Origin of the sequence: Streptomyces sp. NPDC058653, assembly GCF_042716895.1 — a bacterium.
Classification (GTDB): Bacteria; Actinomycetota; Actinomycetes; order Streptomycetales; family Streptomycetaceae; genus Streptomyces.
The window spans coordinates 267807-286112 of sequence record NZ_JBHXRM010000002.1 but is presented as its reverse complement, the minus strand read 5'-3'; the positions used below and the strand labels follow the sequence as shown (position 1 = coordinate 286112).

Below are 18306 nucleotides of genomic sequence, written 5' to 3'. Positions count from 1 at the left end.
GGGGCATCCGAAACCGCCGCGAGGGAGCGGGCGGACCCCCATCGCCGGGCGGGCGCCGTGAGTCCCGGCGGGGACCGCGTACGACCGCGCGCGGCGCGCCCACGACCGCGGGTCCGGCCGCGTACGACGTCAGGCCGACTGCGTCAGGATCCGCAGCACGTCCAGCGAGCGCGGCACCGCGTCCGGGTCCTCACCGTCGTTCACGGCGAGCCTGACGTGCGCCTCACGCGCCGCCCGTACGGCCTCCGGCCAGCCGTGGTGCTCCAGATACACCGCGATCGGGGCGTCCGGCCCGACCTGGTGCATGATCCGGAGCACCCGCAGGACGGCGACGTCGACCAGCGCGGCCTCGCCGGAGTCGCGGAAGATCGTTCCGACGTATTTCTCGGCCGACCAGTTGTCCAGCCAGGTGTCCTCGACCAGCCGGTACACGGCGTCGGTGACGTCGCCGTACCCCTCGCGGCCGGCCAGCCAGTACTCCTGGTGGAAGACGGGATCGGAAAGCATGTGCAGCGCCGAGCGCACATTGCTGCGCCAGCGCCACCAGGGAATGTCATTGAGCGGCATGCCGCCCATGGTGGAGGAGCGACGGCCACGACGGGAAGAGTTGTCCGAACCTTGCTGCACAACAGAAGATCGTACGGTCAGTCCGGAAGTGATCACGATTGCCCCCCGTAATTCACCTCTCGGTCATGTGCGGTTGGACAAGCTCCACCTGGCAGTTACCCACAGGCCGGAAGTGTGCGGATACATGACCGGTAGGCAGCAGCGCTCGCCCTTCCCCCGCCCCTTCCGCCGGAATCCAGTGGTCCGTGCCCTGTGCACGCTGGTGGCCGGGGCGTCGGTGGTCACAGGATGTGGCGTTCTCCCTGGAGGCTCGGGGGGCTCCAGGGAGCCTGTCACGGTCATGACCTGGGCGCCCGAGGGGACCGCCGCGACGAACATGCCGGGTATGCCGGCGATGGCCAAGGCCTACGCGCGGTGGGTCAACGCGGCGGGCGGGATCAACGGCCACGAGCTGCGCGTGCTGACGTGCAACGAGCGCAACACCTCGGCGGGCGCGGCGGACTGCGCGCGCCTGGCCGCCGACAAGAACGTGACCGCCGTCGTCGGTTCGTACAGCCAGCACGGCAACGCCTTCATGGCACCGCTGGAGGCGGCCGGAATCCCGTATCTCGGCGGCTACGGCATAGCCGAGCGCGAGTTCACCAGCTTCGTCTCCTACCCGGTCAACGGCGGCCAGGCCGCGCTCCTGGCCGGGAACGGCATGCAGCTCGGCGGGGAGTGCGGACGCGTCTCCATCGTCCGGCCCGACACGATCACCGGTGACGCGATGCCGGAGCTGCTCAACTCGGGTCTGACCAACGAGAAGAACAAGGGCGAGGGAGAGGGCGGGAAGGCGACGGACGTGCGCGCCGCCGAGGACGCCACCGACTACACCGCCTCCGCCGAGAAGGCCCGCGAGAACGCCGCCGACGGCTGCGTCACCGCGGTGCTCGGCGACCGCACGGAAACGTTCTTCGACTCCTACCGGCGGCTTCCCGAGAACGGCGGGAACGTCCGTATCTCCTCGGTCCTCGGCAGCGTCGGCCAGCCGCTGGTGGACCGTACCGGCGGCTCGAAGGGCCTCTTCGAGGGCGCGTACGTCACCGGCTGGTACCCGCAGGCGTCGGACCCGGCCTGGGCGCCGATGCGCGACGTGCTGCGGAAGCACGCGTTCGGCGACGCCGACATCGACCCGGCGGACCCGGGCGTCCAGACCACCTGGATCGCCTACACCGCCCTCAGGTCGGTCATCGAGTCGATCGACCGGGACACGATCTCCTCGGGGACGCTCGCGCACGCCCTGGACACGGGCGCGAAGGTCGACACCGGCGGCCTCACACCGCCGCTGCGCTGGCGCTACGAGGACATGCTCGGGCTGCCCGGCTTCCCCCGCATCGTGAACAGCGAAGTCACGTTCCAGGTCGTGCGCGACGGCCAGCTGGTCGCTCTGAGGAAGGGCTTCGTGGACGTACGCGGGACCCTGAGCGACGCCGACACCAGCGCGTAAGCCCTTCCGGCCGAGCCTCACGGACCCCGGCGTCCGGCACGGCGCCGCGCCGCACCCCCGGACGTGTCCGGGCAGGTCCGGGAGATACGAGGGCGCGTGGCCCCACGCGGGGCCACCGGCGCCGGACGGGCGTCCGCCCGCCCGGCGTCCCACGCACTCGCCGCGCACCGTCACAGCTCCGTCGGGGCCCGCTCCGTGAGGCCGTACTTGGACGCGATGCCGTTCCACAGACCCGACGCCTTCTGCTTCGCCGCCGTCGCCTCGCCGCTCGCGCGGTTGCCCTCGGCCGCCGCCTTCGTCGTACGGGCCTTGCCGTCCTTGCAGCCCTTCTTGGTCTTCGCCTCGGCCGCCCACGTCGCGTAGTGGTCGTCCGCCGACGCGGAGGCCTGCCAGGCGTCGGTCAGCGAGTTCGACAGTTGACCGTGCTGCGGCAGCTTGTCGATGGTCACTTCCTTGAGCCGGGAGACCAGGTCGCGGCGCTGGTCGGCCGCGTCCTTGAGATCGGTGACGGCCTGGTCCAGGTTCTTGCAGCCCTTGATGGACTCGACCGCGCTGATCACCGCCGAGCGGCTGTCGTTGCTCTCGGCGAGAAGCTTGTCGAGCTCCTCGGCCTGCGGCTTGGCGGGGTCCTCGCCGGCCGCCTCGCCGTCCGGACCGGACGGCGAGGACTCCGACGACACCGTCTGGTTCTTGTCCTGCTTCTCGGAGTCGTCCCCGCTCATCAGCCAGCCCGCCCCGAGACCGAGGACCGCGCAGCCGACGACGACGGCGGCGATCAGCGGGAGCGGTGAGGACTTGCGGCGGCCGGCGGCCCGGCCCTGCGGGCCCGAGGGGTCCCCCGGGGCGCCCGGCTGTGTGTACGGGGGCGGGGCGCCGCCCTGGCCGTGGCCCTGCTGTCCGTGGCCCTGCTGGGAGTTCCCCTGCTGTCCCTGGCCCGGCGCGGCGCGCCTGCGGCCGTGACCCGCGCCGGCTCGCGGCCCCGGGGGCGGGGCCGCGGCGGGATCGAAGTGCGGCAACTGCTGGGTCTCGTCGGGCACCGCACCGCCGCCGCCGGGGGTCTCCGTGCGGAAGAGGCTGTCGAACTCGGCGGGCGGCTGACGGTCGCCGGGGGCGCCGGGCCTGATGCCGTACGGCGCGCCCGGGGGCACGGCTGGGATGTCGGTGGGGTCCACCGGGACGGGCGCGATGAACTGCGTCGCGTCCGCCTCCGAGGTGCCCTGTGCGGGCCGGCCCGGCTGGGCGGCGCCGAGGTACTGGGTGGATTCGGCGGGGCGCTCCGGCGGCAGCCCGCCGGGGTTCTGGCCCTGCTGGTACTGCGGCACCGGCGGTATGTACTGCGTGGCGTCGGCGGGACCGCCCCCGGGAGGCACCGGCGGTATGTACTGGGTCGCGTCGGCCGGACCGCCCGCGGCGGGGACCGGCGGTATGTACTGCGTCGCGTCCGCGGCTCCGCCGGGGGGCGCCTCGGCCGGCAGGGGCTGTGCGCCGTACCCGCCGGCTCCCTGCGTCCCGTACGCCCCCGGGGGCTCCTGCTGCGGGGGCAACGCCTGTGGCAGGGGCCCCGGGTGGGCGGGCGGCAGCGGCTGCGGGGGCTGCTGGTACGACTGCTGCTGGGGCGGCTGGTACTGCTGCTCCGGCTGCTGCGGCTGGTGAGGTTGCTGCGGTTGCTGAGGCGACCGGGCCTGCTGCGGGTAGCCGTAGCCCCCGCCTCCGCCCCCGTACGCCCCCGGCTCCTCGTAGGACCCGTAGGCACCCGAGTCCTGCTGGGGCGGCTCCGGCTGCGGCTGTGCCGCACCCGGCCCCCAGGGCTGCCCCCACGGCTGCCCGCCCGCCGGCGCGACCTGGTCGGCCGGGGGTGCGCCGGGGATCAAGGGGGGACCGCCGTCGGCGGGCAGCACGATGCCTTCGTGCGCGGGCCGAGCGGCAGGCGACTGCGGCTCGTCCCTTTGTCCGCTTTGCGTCACCGGGACTCCTAGTGTGGACCTACGGAATCGTCAGTTCACGCTACCGGGTGTTTCAGCGGCCCTGCCACGCGCCTGGAACCAGTCACAACCCCCCTGTTCAAGACAGCTTCCCGGCGTCGGCGACCAATCGGACACGCGTGTCCCGCCGGCCCCGCGACCGGTCCCACCCCCCATCCGTCCCGGTCACGGAGCCGCGCCAGGGGCACACCCCGCCCCGCCGGCCACCGCGCCAACTCCGCACGGTGGCCGTACGACTGCGGCACGGCAGCGCCACCTCCCCCGCCCCGGGCGGAAGTTGTAGCAAAGCCGTGTCACGCGGCCTGCATCTCCAGCCGGGCGCTGAACTCCCGTACCGCCGGCTCCGAGCCGTACGGCTCCAACCGCTGCTGGAGGTCTTCGAGATACTCCGCCCCCCTGCTGGAGCGCAACGTGGCGAGCAGCTCCGCCGCGCGCATGCCCGTGCGGCAGGCCTCCTCCACCTCACGCTGCTGGACCTGGGCGGTGGCCAGCAGGACGAGGCCGATCGCCCGCCGCCTGGACCGGGTCTCGGGGTGTCCCGCCAGCGAGTCGGACGCGTGGCGCGCCGCCGCCTCGGGCTGTCCCAGATCGCGGTAGCAGTGGGCCAACTCGTCGGCGAGATAGGCGTGGTCGAAGTGCGCGATCCACACCGGGTCGTCGTCGGTCTCCGGATCCGCGTGCTCCAGCGCGGTGAGCGCCCGGCCCGCGACCGCGTGGCACTGGCCGGCGTCACCCATCAGCGCGTGCCCCCGGGCCTCGGCGGCCAGGAACATGGCCTGCGCCCTCGGGGTGACCTGTCCGCGCGCGCCCTCCTGCGCGGCCCGCGCCAACTGGGCGATCTCGCGCGGGTTCCCGAGCTGGGCCGCGAGATGGCTCATGGACGCGGCCAGCACATAGCCGCCGTACCCCCGGTCCCCCGCGGCCTGGGCGAGCCGCAGGGCCTGGATGTAGTACCGCTGGGCGAGCCCCGGCTGGCCGGTGTCCACCGCCATGTACCCCGCCAGCTCGGTGAGCCGGGCGACGTTGGCGAAGAGCCTGCGGCCGACCGCCTCCCGGTACGAACCCGAGAGCAGGCCGGACACCACGCTGTTCAGATAGTGCACGACGACCGGGCGGACATGGCCGCTGCCGTAGCGGTGGTCCAGGTCGACCAGGGCCTCGGTCATGGCGGCGACCGCCGCGACGTCCGAATCCCCCACCCGCGCGCCGGTGTTGCGCGCCACCGACGCGTCGGCGCCCGTGATCAGCCAGTCCCTGCTCGGCTCGACGAGCGCCGACGAGGCCACCGCCGATCCGGAGAGGAAGTCCCGCCGGCCCACGTCGCTGCGCCACAACTCGCAGACCTGCTCGATCGCGCCGACGACGGTCGGCGAGAACTGGAGGCCGATGCCGGAGGCGAGATTCTTGCCGTTGGCCATCCCGAGCTCGTCGATGGTGACCGTGCGCCCCAGCTTGCGGCCGAGCGCCTCGGCGATGATGCCCGGGGCCCGGCCGCGCGGCTGCTGCCCGCGCAGCCAGCGCGCCACGGATGTCTTGTCGTAGCGGAGGTCGAGACCGCGCTCGGTCCCGACCATGTTGACCCGACGGGCGAGGCCGGCGTTGGAACAGCCGGCTTCCTGGATGAGTGTTTGCAACCGTTCGTTCGGCTGTCGGGCGACGAGAGGCCTGGCTGCCAATGGATACCCCCTGTGGCCGCAGTGATCGACGGAGTGATCACTGCCCGGCAGTTATGCCGTGAATGCGTGCGATGGTCGAAATCAGCAATCTTCGGTAACTTCTGGGAAACGCCCCCCGCTCGGCGTCGAGGTGTGTGACTCGCCTCACGCCTCCCTGATGGCAACCCTCGGTCACCGAATGTGGTTACCCATCTACGCGCCGCAACCTCGTGCGCGCCCCCGCCCATGCATCAGTGCGCCCCGCGTGCGTGATCGAGCCTCTTCGGCAACGGCCCCGGGCGCCCGTAACCCGAGCTGCGGGCGGGAGTTGTGCTCTCCGTGGACAAGACCATCGGAGTGACGGGCGTCACGGACGCCGCGCAGATCCCCAAGCAGCGGGGCGACCTGCTGCTCGACACCGCCGTGCGGTACGCGGAGGAACGGCACTGGGACGTGTTCCCCGGCACCTGGCTGGAGGCGGTGGGCGGCCACGAGCGCTGCTCCTGCGACCGCTCCGACTGCCCGGCTCCGGGGGCGCATCCCACCCGCCCCGACTGGGCGGCACAGGCGACCGGCAGCGGGGTCGCCGCCCGCAGACTGTGGTCGAAGCAGCCCCGCGCCTCGATCCTGCTGCCGACGGGCCGCACGTTCGACGCCCTGGACGTCCCGGAGTCGGCGGGGTTCCTGGCGCTCGCGCGGATGGAGCGGATGGGGATGGCGCTCGGCCCGGTCACCTGCACCCCCACCCGCCGGATGCTCTTCTTCGTCCTGCCCGGCGGCTCGCTGAAGGTCGGCGACCTCGTCAGGAAGCTGGGCTGGTCGGCGTCGGCGATCGATCTGCTGGCGCTCGGCGAGGCGCGGTACGTGGCCGCGCCGCCCACCCGGGTCGGTGGCGTCGGCGCGGTGCAGTGGGCCCGGCGGCCCACCCCGGCGAACCGCTGGCTGCCCGATGTCGAGGAGCTGATCAGCCCGCTGGCGTACGCGTGCGGGCGGGACGCGGCGGCGGCGCGCGCCCTTCGACCCTGAGGAGCCCCGGGGGGCGCGGTCTTATGGTGGGACTTCTCGACACCTCGAAAAGGGACACCTGAAGGGCAGTGCGGCATGCCGGATCACGTACCGGACCGAGCGGCGGAGCGGACAGGACGAACGGAGCGGGCGGCGCCGGGGGCGGCGGACGCCGTGGGTGCGGCGGGCGGGGCGCGTACGGCCGCCCCGCCCGCCGTGCGTGTGGAGGGCCTGTGGAAGCGCTTCGGTGAGCAGGTCGCCGTCGCGGGGATCGATCTCGACCTGCCGGCGGGCCAGTTCGTGGGTCTCGTCGGCCCGAACGGCGCGGGCAAGACGACCACGCTCTCCATGGTGACCGGCCTGCTGCGGCCGGACATGGGCCGGGTCCAGGTCGCCGGCCACGACGTCTGGGGCGACCCGGCGGCCGTCAAGGCCAGGATCGGCGTACTGCCCGAGGGGCTCCGGCTCTTCGAGCGGCTGTCCGGGCGCGAACTCCTCGGATACACCGGCCGGCTGCGGGGGCTGCCCGGTGACGAGGTCGACAAGCGCGCGACGCAGCTCCTCGACGTACTGGACCTGTCGGGCTCGCAGCACAAGCTGGTGGTGGACTACTCGACCGGTATGCGCAAGAAGATCGGGCTCGCGGCGGCGCTGCTGCACAATCCCGAAGTCCTCTTCCTGGACGAGCCGTTCGAGGGCGTCGACCCGGTGTCGGCGCAGACGATCCGCGGCGTCCTGGAGCGCTACACCGAGTCCGGCGCGACCGTCGTCTTCTCCAGCCATGTGATGGAGCTGGTCGAGTCGCTGTGCGACTGGGTCGCGGTGATGGCGGCGGGCCGGATCCGCGCGCAGGGGACGCTCGCGGAGGTACGGGGCGACGCGCCGTCGCTCCAGAACGCGTTCCTCGAACTGGTCGGCGCGCAGGGCCGCGACACCGGTGAGTCCCTGGACTGGCTGGGCGGTGCCCGGTGAGCGCGGGCCTGTCGGACGCGGTGGGTCCGGCCGGTCCCGCCGGCGCCACGGGTCCCGCCGGACCGGCCGGGCCCGTCGGCTCCGGTACGACGCCGGTCGTCACCCTCGGGACCCGCGCGCTGGCGCCCGTCTTCGTACGGCTGAAGCTGTCGCTGCTGCGCAACGGGCTGCGGCAGTCCACGGGCCGTACCGCCGCGTACGTGGCCTCCGTCGTCTTCGCGCTCCTCATCGCCGCCGGCCAGTTGCTCGGCCTGGTCCTGCTGCGCGGGAACGACGACGCGGCCACCCTCGTCGTCGTACTGACCGCGCTGATGGCCCTCGGCTGGGCGATGCTGCCGCTCTTCTTCCCCAGCGGGGACGAGACGCTCGACCCGAGCCGGCTGGTGATGCTGCCGCTGCGGCCCCAGGCGCTGATCGGCGCGCTGCTGGCCGCGTCCCTGGTGGGGATCGGGCCGCTGTTCACGCTCTGTCTGGTGCTCGGCTCGGCGATCGCCGTGGCGCACGGGGCCGCCGCCGTGGTGGTGTCGGTCCTCGTCGTACCGCTGGCGCTGCTGGTGTGCGTGGCGCTGTCGCGGGCCGTGGCCGCCGCGAACATCCGGCTGCTGACCTCGCGCAAGGGCCGGGACCTGGCGCTGCTGAGCGGTCTGGTGATCGCCGTCGGTATCCAGTTCGTCAACTTCGGCGTACAGCGGCTCGGTGAGGCGGGCGGGCTCTCGGCGCTCGAACCGGTGGCGGACGTCCTGCGGTGGCTGCCGCCCGCGTCCGCGATCGGCGCGGTGGACTCGGTGAGCGAGGGCGCGTACGGGCGGGCGGTGCCCCAATTGCTGCTGTCGCTGGCCGCGCTGGCGGCTCTCCTGTACTGGTGGCGCCGGTCGCTGGTGAGGCTGATGACCGCCCCGGACGGCTCGACGATCACCGCGTCCGCGGGACCGGCCCGCAAGGAGTCGGGGTCCGGGCTCGGCGGGCTGCTGCCCGACGGGCGCACGGGCGCGGTGATGCTGCGCAGCCTGCGGTACGTGTGGCGCGACCCCAAGACCAAGGCGGCGTGGGTCACTTCGCTGGCGGTCGGACTGATCGTGCCGCTGGTGAACGCCCTTCAGGGCAACGGCTCGATCTATCTCTCCTGCTTCGCGGCGGGGATGCTCGGCATCCAGATGTACAACCAGTTCGGGCAGGACACCTCCGCGTTCTGGATGGTGGCCCTGACGATCTCCTCGACGCGTGACGCGTATCTGGAACTGCGGGCGCGGGCGTACGCCCTGCTGGTGATCACGCTGCCGTACTCGGCGCTGGTGACGGTCCTCACGGCCGGGCTGCTCGGCGACTGGCAGGCGCTGCCGGAGGCGCTCGGGCTCTCCTTCGCGCTGCTGGGCGCGATGATGGCGACGGGCGCGCTGGCGTCGGCGCGTTTCCCGTACTCGATCCCGCAGGACAGCGCGTACAAGAACGTGGCCCCCGGGCAGGCGGGGCTGGCGTGGATCTCCATCCTCGGCGGCATGGTCGCGGGGGCGCTGTTGTGCGCCCCGGTGATCGGCCTGACGATCGCCCTGCACGTCTCGGGCGCGAACGCCTGGACGTGGCTGCTGCTGCCGGTGGGTACGGCGTACGGCGCGGGGATCGCGTGGGCGGGGGTCCGGCTGGCCGCGCCACGAACGGCATCGAACCTGCCGGAGATCCTGACGGCGGTGAGCAAGGGCTGAGGGGCGGGCCGGGCCGGGGGCGTGAGCGGGCAGCCGCTCCTCCCCGGTCCTGTCCGGCGGGGAGGCCATAGGCTCGCCGGTATGACTGTCACACTCAGCGCTGCCGCCCGGAAGGTCCTCGACGGCCGCAACCCCGCCGTCCTGTCCACGATCAACCCGGACGGCAGCCCCCAGACCTCCGTGGTCTGGGTCGGCACCGACGGCGACGAGCTGGTCATCTCCTCGCGGGCCGGGCGGCGCAAGGTGACGAACCTCGCCGCCGAACCCCGGGTCAGCGTCTGCGTGTTCGACCAGGCCGACCCGCAGAGTTACGTCGAGGTACGCGGCACGGCCACCGTGACCGAGGACATCGGCAGACGGACGGCCGTCGCGCTCGCCGAGAAGTACGAGGGGCCCGGCGCCGGCCGGACGTATCTGGACCTGCCGCCCGAGGTCGTACGCGTCACGATCCGCGTCACCCCGCTGCGGCTCACGGGCAGGGCGGTCTGAACGTCCGAATCGTCCGAACGTCTGAATCATCCAAATCGCCCGGTCCCAAACGATGCGGGCCGGGCGTCGCCGGACGCACGCGCTACGGCGTCAACGCGCCGTCCAGGAACGGCTCTATCGCGGCGCGCCAGGCCTCCGGCTGGTCGTAGTGCACGAGATGACCGGCGTCGTCCACCTCCGCGTACTGCCCGCGCGGCAGGACCCGCACCATCTCCTGCGCCTCCGCGCGGCCCAACTCGCCGTCCAGGCCCCGCACGACCAGCGTGGGACAGCGGACCTGCGCCAGCTCCTCCCAGTGCGCGTCGTAGACCCAGGTGGCACGTGAGCTGAGCATCTGGCTGCGGGAGAAGACCGGCCACCAGCCGTCGGCCCGCTCGGTCATCACCTCGGCGAAGAACTCGCCCCGGCCCGGATTCGGCCGCTCCAGCCAGGGATCGTCCTCGCCGAACCACTTCCGTACGTCGGCGAGCGTGGCGAACGGCACGGGCCAGGAGTCGAACCAGTCGTCCCACTGACGCTGCGACGCCGCCCCGAGCGCGGACGCCCGCATGTCGCTGATGACCAGCGCGCCGACCAGGTCGGGCCGCTTCGCGGCCAGTTGCCAGGCGGTGAGCGCGCCCATGGCGTGACCGACGAGGGTGACCGGGGCGAGGCCGAGCTGCTCTATCACGGCCTCGGCGTCCGACACGTACGCCTCACGGGTGTACGACGCGTCGGCAGGCTTGGCGCTGAGGCCGTGGCCCCGCTGGTCGAGCGCGACGGTCCGATGGCGCCCGGAGAGCCAGCGCGCGGTGGGGGCCCAGTGCGTGGCGCGGCCCATCAGGCCGTGGAGCAGCAGCACTCCCGGAGTGCTCCCGGTCTCGCCCCGCTCCGTGGGCTTGTCGGTGAACTCCCAGGCTGCGAGCGGCAGCCCGTCGAATCCGCTCACATCGATGCGCTGCACCATGTGCCCTGGCACCCCCTTCGGTCCTGAGTGGTCGAGTCCGATGGCACCGGCCCGATTCCGTGCCGTTCGGTCGCGCCAGACTATCGAACTCCTATTCGAAAACTTGGCTGCCGCGCCCAACACCGCTCGTACGAGTGACCATGGTCAACGGTTGTCCCGAGCGACGCGGGGGAGATCTTCTGCGGGAGGCGGACCACTCGGGGATGAGGGTCCGTGGGGACCGACCCTGGGAGCTCGGGGCTCCGGGTCGGAAATGGGGAGGACAGGCCCCGGCGCCGCGAGGCGCCGGGGCCCTTGCCGTCAGGGCAGGGCCGGGCGCGGCGCGCGGCAGGCATCGAAGCGGCCACAGCGGCAGGCACAGCGACAAGCGTCAGGCACACAGCCCCGCTCCCTCCTCGGCCGCGAAGAATGCTCCGCGCCCGCTGCCCTCGGACTCCAGGGGGTGTCTCCCGGGTCCGCCGGGTCGTGGTCCCTCGCACCGCTCCCCGATCCGCCCCGACCGGAGGACTCTCCCGGCGGGTGCCGTGTGGATCCTGCCGGGCTCGGCCCGACCCGCACGACGCCCCCTCGGTCATATGCCCCCGAGTCAGCCTGGCACGCGAATCGCCCGCCCGCTGCCATTCCGCCGGGATTTCGTATTCTCCGCTGTCGAAGGAATACTCTCCGCAGTCACCACCGGATGCCAAGACCCCCGCCCCGGGGACCCGGGGCGGGGTCCGGGGGCCGGGACCAGGGTCCCCGGGGGACGTCAGCGCTTGGCGACGAAGACGTGCGACGCGACCTCGGAGTCCAGCTCAGCGGCCTCTCCGCTGCTGCCCACGAGCACCCCGCCGACCGGCGACTGGGTCACGCTCACCACGGAGCCGGGCTGTACGCCGGCCCGTCGCAGCGTGTACATGAGCTGGGCGTCGGTCTGGATGGGCTCGCCGATCCGGCGCACCACGACCGTCTTGCCCTCGGTGCCCGGGTCCAGATCCGCCAGGCTCACCATGCCCTCGTCGAGGAACGGGTCGGCCTCGGCGTGCTCGCCGAGCTCCTCCAGGCCCGGGATCGGGTTCCCGTACGGCGACTCCGTCGGGTGCCGCAGCAGCTCCACCACCCGGCGCTCGACCGCCTCGCTCATCACGTGCTCCCAGCGGCAGGCCTCCGCGTGCACCTGCTCCCACTCCAGGCCGATCACGTCGACCAGCAGACACTCGGCGAGGCGGTGCTTGCGCATCACGCGTGTCGCCAGCCGGCGCCCTTCCTCCGTCAGCTCCAGATGCCGGTCGCCCGCGACCTGGACCAGTCCGTCCCGCTCCATGCGCGCCACGGTCTGGCTGACCGTGGGCCCGCTCTGATCCAGCCGCTCCGCGATCCGGGCGCGCATGGGGACCACACCTTCCTCTTCCAGTTCGAGGATGGTGCGGAGATACATCTCCGTCGTGTCGATCAGTCCGGACATACGTGCCCCTCGATGCTGTGACATGAAAACAACCGTGCGCAGGCCCCGCGCTCAATTCTGACGCATCGCACCGACAACCGTGCCGTGCGGGAGGCCGCCGAGGACGAAGCCGTATTGACACGGTAAAGGTCCAGACCGCAACGTGATCCGCGGCACGGGCGGTCCCTGCCCTGTCCGTCTTCTTCTCCGCCCTTCTCCCACCCCCTACGGAAGGTCTCTCGATGAGCGAGAGCACGCTGGCCGGTCAGTTCTTCGGCGCCGCGATCGGTCTGCTGGAGCGCGTAAGCGAAGAGGAGGCCGCGAACATCGAGGCGGCCGGGAAGGCGATCGCCGAGACAGTGGCCTCCGGTGGCCGCGTCTTCGCGTTCGGCGCCGGGCACTCGTCGCTGGCCGCGCAGGACGTCGTCTACCGTGCGGGCGGTCTCGCCGTCATGAATCTGCTCAACGTGCCGGGCGTGATGGGCGTCGACGTGATGCCCGCGACACTCGGCTCCGCGCTGGAGCGGGTCGACGGCCTCGCGAGCGCGGTGCTGGACTCCAGCCCCGCGACGTCCGGCGACGTCCTGGTGATCATCTCGCTGTCCGGGCGCAACGCGCTCCCCGTGGAGATGGCGCTGAACGCGCGGGCGCTGGGTCTGAAGGTGATCGGGGTGACGTCGGTGGCGTACGCGACGGAGACGAAGTCCCGTCACGCGTCCGGGACCTACCTCAAGGACCACTGCGACATCGTCCTGGACAGCAAGATCCCGGTGGGCGACGCGGAGCTGTCGACAGACGGCATCGAGGCGCCGTTCGCACCGGCGTCGACGGTCGTGACGAGCGCGCTGATGCAGGCGATGGTGGCGACGGCGGCGGGCGGCCTGGTCGACCGCGGCATCGAACCGCCCCTGCTGCGCTCGGGCAACGTGGACGGCGGCCACGAGTGGAACCGCCGGGTGATGACGGAATACGGCGACCGCATCTTCTACCGCCACTGAACCCCCGGGGGCGCCGGGCCTGCCCAACCTGCCGACTCGGGCCCCGTCCACGCGGCGGCCCGGCCCCGGCTCATGCGCCGGACCACCCCGGTGGCTCGGGCGCCGGGCGGCGCCCGTGACTCGGACCCCCAGCCGGGGCGCCGGCACCGGGCCGCCCCCGGCCCACCCGGTGGCTCGGCCCCCAGCCGTTCGTCCGGCCACGCGGCGCCCCGGGCTCCGGCCGCTCCGGGGCCTCGGGCCCAACCGCGCCTCCGGCCGCGCGGTCCTTCAGGCCCCTGGCTGGTTCTCCAGCCACGCGGTGCCTTCAGCGCCCGGCGGTCCGGCGCCTCAGGCCCCTCAGGCCCCTCCGGCCACCCAGAGCCTCAGGCGTCGGTCTCGTTCTGCGTCGGTAGCGTGGACAGGAGGTCCAGGGAGAATGCCATCCGGGATGTCACGTCCTCCGCGTACACCGCGTCCTGGCGTTCGAAGGATGCGCGGGTGGCGGCCCGAAGGAAGGTGACCACGCCGAGCGTCCTGCCCCGGCTTCGCAGCACCGTGCAGAGTGCGTGGACGGAGTCGGGGGGCCACTGGCGGGAGACCGACCAGGTCGGGGTCGTCGAGGCGCCCGTGGGGGCGCTCGCGCGTACCGAGCCCGTGCGGGCCACCGCCTGGAGGGCCGGGTGACCGTCCCGGTAGCGCACGGGTATGCCGCCCGCCGCCACCGGCAGACAGGGCCCCGCCGAACCGCCCGGCGTCGCCGCCACCCGCACCAGCCGGGCCGGCGGCACATCGCCGTAGGGCGCGGCCGGCGCCGGCCCGTCCAGGACCAGATCGATCAGCGCGTGGTCCGCGAAGCCCACGAGCGCGAAGTCCAGACAGACCCGCGCCGCCTCCATCGGGTCCTCGCACTCCCCCGCGGCCCGCCCCGCGCGGTGCAGCTGGCTGGTGCGGAAGCGCAGCTTGTCCGCCTCCTGCGCGGCCAGCCTCGCCTCCGTGACGTCCTGGAAGAGCCAGCCGACACCCAGCGGCACCGGTTCCTCGGCGAGCGGGGACGCCAGCCGGACGAAGCCGCTGCGCCAGCAGCGCCGCCGCTCGCTCCCGTCCTGCGTGCGCAGCGTCACCCACAGCTCGGCGAGCGAGCGCGGCGCCCCCTCGGCCAGTACGTGGTGGAGCGCGCCCTCCAGCTCCTCGACCCCCTGCACGACGGTCTCGCCGAGCGGCCGCCCGAGCAGCGCCGTACGGCCCGAGCCGAGCGCACGCGCGGCATGCCCGTTCACGACGGTCGGACGCAGATCCACGTCGACCAGGACCACGCCCCACAGCGCGTCGTCGAAGAGCGCCTCGCTCAGCGCGATGGACCGTTCGAGATCGATCTGCGCGTGCACCTCGCTGAACGCGCAGTACACCCCCGCGGGCCCGCCGTCCGCCCCGCGCACGCCGGCCGACTGTGTCCGTACGAGCACCCGGCTGCCGTCCTTGCGCAGCAGCGCGAACTCGTGCACCAGCCGTCCCGGGACGCCCATCGCCGACATGAGGCGCCCGTGCACCTCGTCGGCGTCGGCACTGCGCACCGCCCAGCCGGCGAATCCGCGCCGCCCGACCGCCTCGTCGGCGGTCCAGCCGAGTATCCGCTCGGCCTCGCGGTTCCAGTGCGTGATCACGCCGTCGGCGTCGAACGCGCAGAGCGCCGCGTCCATCCCGTCCAGCAGCGCCGCGAGCAGATCCGCGCCGGGCCCACTCTCCGGGCCCGCCGCCTCGGCCGCGCCGGATTCCGGTCCGTCGGAGCCGGGCGGGCGAGTGGTCTCACTCCGGGAAGCACTCATCCGTGGCACCCCCTGCCGCCTGCTCGGTCATACCTACGATCATTCAACTCCAGGGTGACCCAAGACACACCTTGTTCCGCGAAATCGTTGTGCGGCGGAAATCCAAATAATCACTTGTGGGGCGCGGGACCACTTCCTAGGGTGGTGAGCACACTAGAAGGGAGGTGGTTCGGAAGTGATTTCAATCCGGACAAGTGAGGTGGCTGCGGGCTGACGCCCGTCGTCGCACTCGTGCGGTGCCGGTGAACCACCGGCCCAATCCAAGCAGTCACCCGACCCGCGTGCTCGCCGGTATGTCCGGCCGGCTCCTCCTCGGAGGAACCTGAGCACGCGGGTCGTCTGCGTTCCCGGGCGGGGGTCTTACGGGCGCGGTTACCGGCCCGGTTCTTACCGGCCCGGTTCCTACGGGCAGAGCCTCTCCACCCGCCAGCCGCCCGCCTCGGCCACGTACCGCAGCCGGTCGTGCAGCCGGTTCTCGTGGCCCTGCCAGAACTCGACCGTCTCCGGGACGACCCGTATGCCGCCCCAGTACGGCGGCACCGGCACCGGCTCCCCCGCCGGATAGCGGGCCGCCAGGTCCTCGTACCGCTCCAGCAGCTCCGCGCGCGAGCCGACCGGCGAGGACTGCTCGCTCGCCCAGGCGCCGAGCTGGGAGCCGTGCGGGCGGGTGCGGAAGTACGCCGCCGTCTCCCCGCGCCCGATCCGGGACGCCGTACCGGTCACGACGACCTGGCGTCCCAGCGGGTGCCAGGGGAAGAGGACGCCGACGTAACGGTTCGCCTCGATCTCGCGGCCCTTGCGGGACCCGTAGTTGGTGAAGAAAACGAAGCCCCGCGCGTCGTACGCCTTGAGCAGCACCGTGCGGGAGGACGGGCGCCCGTCGGGCGTCGCGGTGGACACGACCATCGCGTTGGGCTCGTGCAGCCCACCGGCCACCGCCTCCTTGAACCAGCTCGCGAACTGGTCCATCGGCTCGGCGGCGAGGTCGGTCTCCAGGAAGGCGGCGGCGCGGTACTGCTCGCGCATCACGGCGGGGTCTGGGGTCTCGGGGGAAGGAGTGTGAGGCACGCGACCCATACTCCCGCAATGCGGGAGCCGTGGCATGGTTGATTCGATGTCCGTGCTGGGCAGGACGGTGGTAACGGATGACCGTTCCGGACCGCGAGTCGTACGAGAACGACCGCGGATCCGTATCGGCGCCGACAACTTCTGACATCGGGCGGGCGGGCCGTAGGCCGTGAGCTGTCGTCCGGTTCAGCCGACCGCTTCCGCGTCAGTCACACCAGAGGAGCCGCCTGATGTCCGATTTCGTACCAGGGCTCGAAGGAGTCGTCGCTTTCGAGACGGAGATCGCCGAACCGGACAAGGAGGGCGGCGCCCTCCGCTACCGGGGCGTCGACATCGAGGATCTGGTCGGCCGCGTCTCGTACGGGAACGTGTGGGGCCTGCTCGTCGACGGCGCGTTCAACCCCGGCCTGCCGCCCGCCGAGCCCTTCCCCATCCCCGTCCACTCCGGCGACGTCCGTGTCGACGTGCAGTCGGCGCTCGCGATGCTGGCCCCCGTCTGGGGCCTCAAACCGCTCCTCGACACCGATGAGCGCACGGCCCGCGACGACCTGGCGCGGGCCGCGGTCATGGCCCTGTCGTACGTGGCCCAGTCGGCGCGCGGACAGGGCGTGCCGATGGTGCCCCAGAGCGAGATCGACAAGGCCGAGTCCATCGTCGAGCGCTTCATGATCCGCTGGCGCGGCGAGCCCGACCCCCGGCACGTCAAGGCGGTCGACGCGTACTGGACGTCGGCGGCCGAGCACGGCATGAACGCGTCCACGTTCACCGCCCGCGTCATCGCCTCGACCGGCGCCGACGTCGCCGCGGCCCTCTCGGGAGCCGTCGGCGCCATGTCCGGTCCGCTGCACGGCGGCGCCCCGTCCCGTGTCCTCGGCATGATCGAGGAGATCGAGCGGATGGGCGACGCGACGGCCTATGTGAAGAAGGCGCTCGACCAGGGCGAGCGGCTGATGGGCTTCGGCCACCGCGTGTACCGCGCGGAGGACCCGCGCGCCCGGGTGCTGCGGCGTACGGCCAAGGAGCTGGACGCGCCGCGCTTCGAGGTCGCCGAGGCGCTGGAGAAGGCGGCGCTGGAGGAGCTGCACGCGCGCCGCCCGGACCGGGTGCTGGCGACGAACGTGGAGTTCTGGGCGGCGATCATGCTGGACTTCGCCGAGGTGCCCGCGAACATGTTCACGTCGATGTTCACCTGCGCGCGTACGGCGGGCTGGTCGGCGCACATCCTGGAGCAGAAGCGGACGGGGCGGCTGGTCCGGCCCTCGGCGCGGTACGTGGGCCCGGGGCCGCGCGACCCGCGCGAGATCGAGGGGTACGACGACATCGCGTCCTGACGACGGGCCGTCCCCGGTCGCGTCGGCCGGGAGGCACCGCCGCGCCAGGCGGTGCCTTCCGGAGGGCCGGAGCGGACTCGTGGGGACCGAGCGGATCGGAGCGGACCCGAGCGGATCGAAGCGCATCGGATCGGAGCGCATCGGAGCGCATCGAGGCGGCTCAGGCGTTGAGCAGGTACCAGCCCCCGAGCCCGCTGCACATGCTCGCGTTGTACCCGGCGGTGCGGAAGCCCGCCGGCACGGGCACACCGGGGCAGATGTACAGGCCGGCGCGGGCCACCTGCTGCAACCACAGGCCGAGGCCGCCGCAGCCACCGCTCTGGTGGCCGGTGAGCACATAACCGGCGGGAATCGGCGAGCCCGCGCAGACGTACTGGAAGTCGCGGGCCAGCTCCAGGAACCAGGTGTCGATGCTGCTGTTGCAGCCGATGCCGTGCATGGTGACCGAGTAGCCGGGCGGGATCGGCGAGGTGGCGCAGACCCAGATCCCGTTCGCCACGGGCTGGATGAACCAGGAGCCGGCGCCGTTGCAGCCGTTCGCCTCGCGGAGGGTGATCACATAGCCGTCCGGTACGGGCGTGCCGGGGCAGATCCATCCGGGGGCCGCCTGGGCGTCGGCGGCGGCCGGAGCCGCCCGGGGCGCCGCGGCGACCGGGCCGGCGGCCGTGCCGGTGAGAGCGGTCACCAGCAGCACGACCACCCCCACCGCACCGGCGAGCCGGTTCCCGACCGCCGACGTCCATGAACGACCGCGCGGTTGACGACCCTTGATCTTCACTTCACACCAGTCCCATCCACGGATCGGCGAAGCGCCGCACGACGGGTGTGCGGTGCCGGGGTTGTGGAGCCGAGAGGACCTTATGGGGAACCGATTCGGCGGAA

At 72.7% G+C, this 18306-nt stretch carries 15 protein-coding genes; 7 read left to right on the top strand and 8 right to left on the bottom strand.

All coding sequences use genetic code 11. From position 1 onward, the window contains the following. Nucleotides 1-129: 129 nt before the first annotated feature. A complete protein-coding gene (locus ACFWU9_RS02990) occupies nucleotides 130-576 on the bottom strand; it encodes a hypothetical protein (RefSeq protein WP_384314417.1) in 447 nt (148 codons plus the stop codon). Nucleotides 577-751: 175 nt separating this feature from the next. Here ACFWU9_RS02990 and ACFWU9_RS02985 point away from each other — a divergent pair, with 175 nt between their 5' ends. Further along, nucleotides 752-2053 (top strand): ABC transporter substrate-binding protein, encoded by a 1302-nt coding sequence (locus tag ACFWU9_RS02985; protein WP_384314238.1) that lies wholly within the window; start codon nucleotides 752-754, stop codon nucleotides 2051-2053. 170 nt (nucleotides 2054-2223) lie between these two features. Here the strand turns inward: ACFWU9_RS02985 and ACFWU9_RS02980 are convergent, their stop codons facing one another. Both ACFWU9_RS02980 and ACFWU9_RS02975 read right to left on the bottom strand, forming a co-directional pair. Then, nucleotides 2224-4017 (bottom strand): hypothetical protein, encoded by a 1794-nt coding sequence (locus ACFWU9_RS02980; protein ID WP_384314236.1) that lies wholly within the window; start codon nucleotides 4015-4017, stop codon nucleotides 2224-2226. A 311-nt stretch (nucleotides 4018-4328) separates the two neighbouring features. Further along, nucleotides 4329-5711: a transcriptional regulator gene (locus ACFWU9_RS02975; protein ID WP_384314235.1), complete on the bottom strand. Its 1383-nt coding sequence runs from the start codon at nucleotides 5709-5711 to the stop codon at nucleotides 4329-4331. Nucleotides 5712-6020: 309 nt separating this feature from the next. On the opposite strand from ACFWU9_RS02975, the gene ACFWU9_RS02970 reads away from it, so the two are divergent. The 4 genes from ACFWU9_RS02970 (at nucleotide 6021) to ACFWU9_RS02955 (ending at nucleotide 9856) form a co-directional block, all read left to right on the top strand. Beyond that, nucleotides 6021-6716, top strand: a complete 696-nt coding sequence (locus ACFWU9_RS02970) for a bifunctional DNA primase/polymerase (protein WP_384314233.1) — start codon at nucleotides 6021-6023, stop codon at nucleotides 6714-6716. 75 nt (nucleotides 6717-6791) lie between these two features. Next, the gene (locus ACFWU9_RS02965) at nucleotides 6792-7667 is read left to right on the top strand and encodes an ABC transporter ATP-binding protein (protein ID WP_384314231.1); all 876 of its coding nucleotides are present in this window, start codon (nucleotides 6792-6794) and stop codon (nucleotides 7665-7667) included. A 119-nt stretch (nucleotides 7668-7786) separates the two neighbouring features. Further along, nucleotides 7787-9367, top strand: a complete 1581-nt coding sequence (locus tag ACFWU9_RS02960) for a transporter (RefSeq protein ID WP_384314415.1) — start codon at nucleotides 7787-7789, stop codon at nucleotides 9365-9367. Between the two features lie 81 nt (nucleotides 9368-9448). Then, nucleotides 9449-9856, top strand: a complete 408-nt coding sequence (locus ACFWU9_RS02955; RefSeq protein ID WP_384314229.1) for a PPOX class F420-dependent oxidoreductase — start codon at nucleotides 9449-9451, stop codon at nucleotides 9854-9856. Nucleotides 9857-9938: 82 nt separating this feature from the next. On the opposite strand, the gene ACFWU9_RS02950 is transcribed toward ACFWU9_RS02955, so the two are convergent. Both ACFWU9_RS02950 and ACFWU9_RS02945 read right to left on the bottom strand, forming a co-directional pair. After that, complete coding sequence (locus ACFWU9_RS02950) at nucleotides 9939-10802, bottom strand: alpha/beta fold hydrolase (protein WP_384314227.1); 864 nt, start codon at nucleotides 10800-10802, stop codon at nucleotides 9939-9941. Between the two features lie 748 nt (nucleotides 10803-11550). Next, nucleotides 11551-12246 (bottom strand): metal-dependent transcriptional regulator, encoded by a 696-nt coding sequence (locus ACFWU9_RS02945; protein WP_384314225.1) that lies wholly within the window; start codon nucleotides 12244-12246, stop codon nucleotides 11551-11553. 221 nt (nucleotides 12247-12467) lie between these two features. Between ACFWU9_RS02945 and ACFWU9_RS02940 the strand changes: the two genes are divergently transcribed. Continuing rightward, nucleotides 12468-13223: an SIS domain-containing protein gene (locus tag ACFWU9_RS02940; protein WP_384314223.1), complete on the top strand. Its 756-nt coding sequence runs from the start codon at nucleotides 12468-12470 to the stop codon at nucleotides 13221-13223. A 362-nt stretch (nucleotides 13224-13585) separates the two neighbouring features. Here ACFWU9_RS02940 and ACFWU9_RS02935 read toward each other — a convergent pair whose 3' ends face one another. Continuing rightward, complete coding sequence (locus tag ACFWU9_RS02935) at nucleotides 13586-15025, bottom strand: PAS domain-containing protein (protein WP_384314221.1); 1440 nt, start codon at nucleotides 15023-15025, stop codon at nucleotides 13586-13588. 402 nt (nucleotides 15026-15427) lie between these two features. Continuing rightward, on the bottom strand, nucleotides 15428-16051 hold the full coding sequence (gene pdxH / locus ACFWU9_RS02930) for a pyridoxamine 5'-phosphate oxidase (protein WP_384314412.1): 624 nt from the start codon (nucleotides 16049-16051) through the stop codon (nucleotides 15428-15430). 272 nt (nucleotides 16052-16323) lie between these two features. Between pdxH and ACFWU9_RS02925 the strand changes: the two genes are divergently transcribed. Further along, on the top strand, nucleotides 16324-17424 hold the full coding sequence (locus tag ACFWU9_RS02925; RefSeq protein WP_384314219.1) for a citrate synthase 2: 1101 nt from the start codon (nucleotides 16324-16326) through the stop codon (nucleotides 17422-17424). 160 nt (nucleotides 17425-17584) lie between these two features. On the opposite strand, the gene ACFWU9_RS02920 is transcribed toward ACFWU9_RS02925, so the two are convergent. Next, nucleotides 17585-18202, bottom strand: coding sequence for a hypothetical protein (locus ACFWU9_RS02920; RefSeq protein ID WP_384314217.1), 618 nt, complete (start codon nucleotides 18200-18202; stop codon nucleotides 17585-17587). Between the last annotated feature and the right edge of the window lie 104 nt (nucleotides 18203-18306).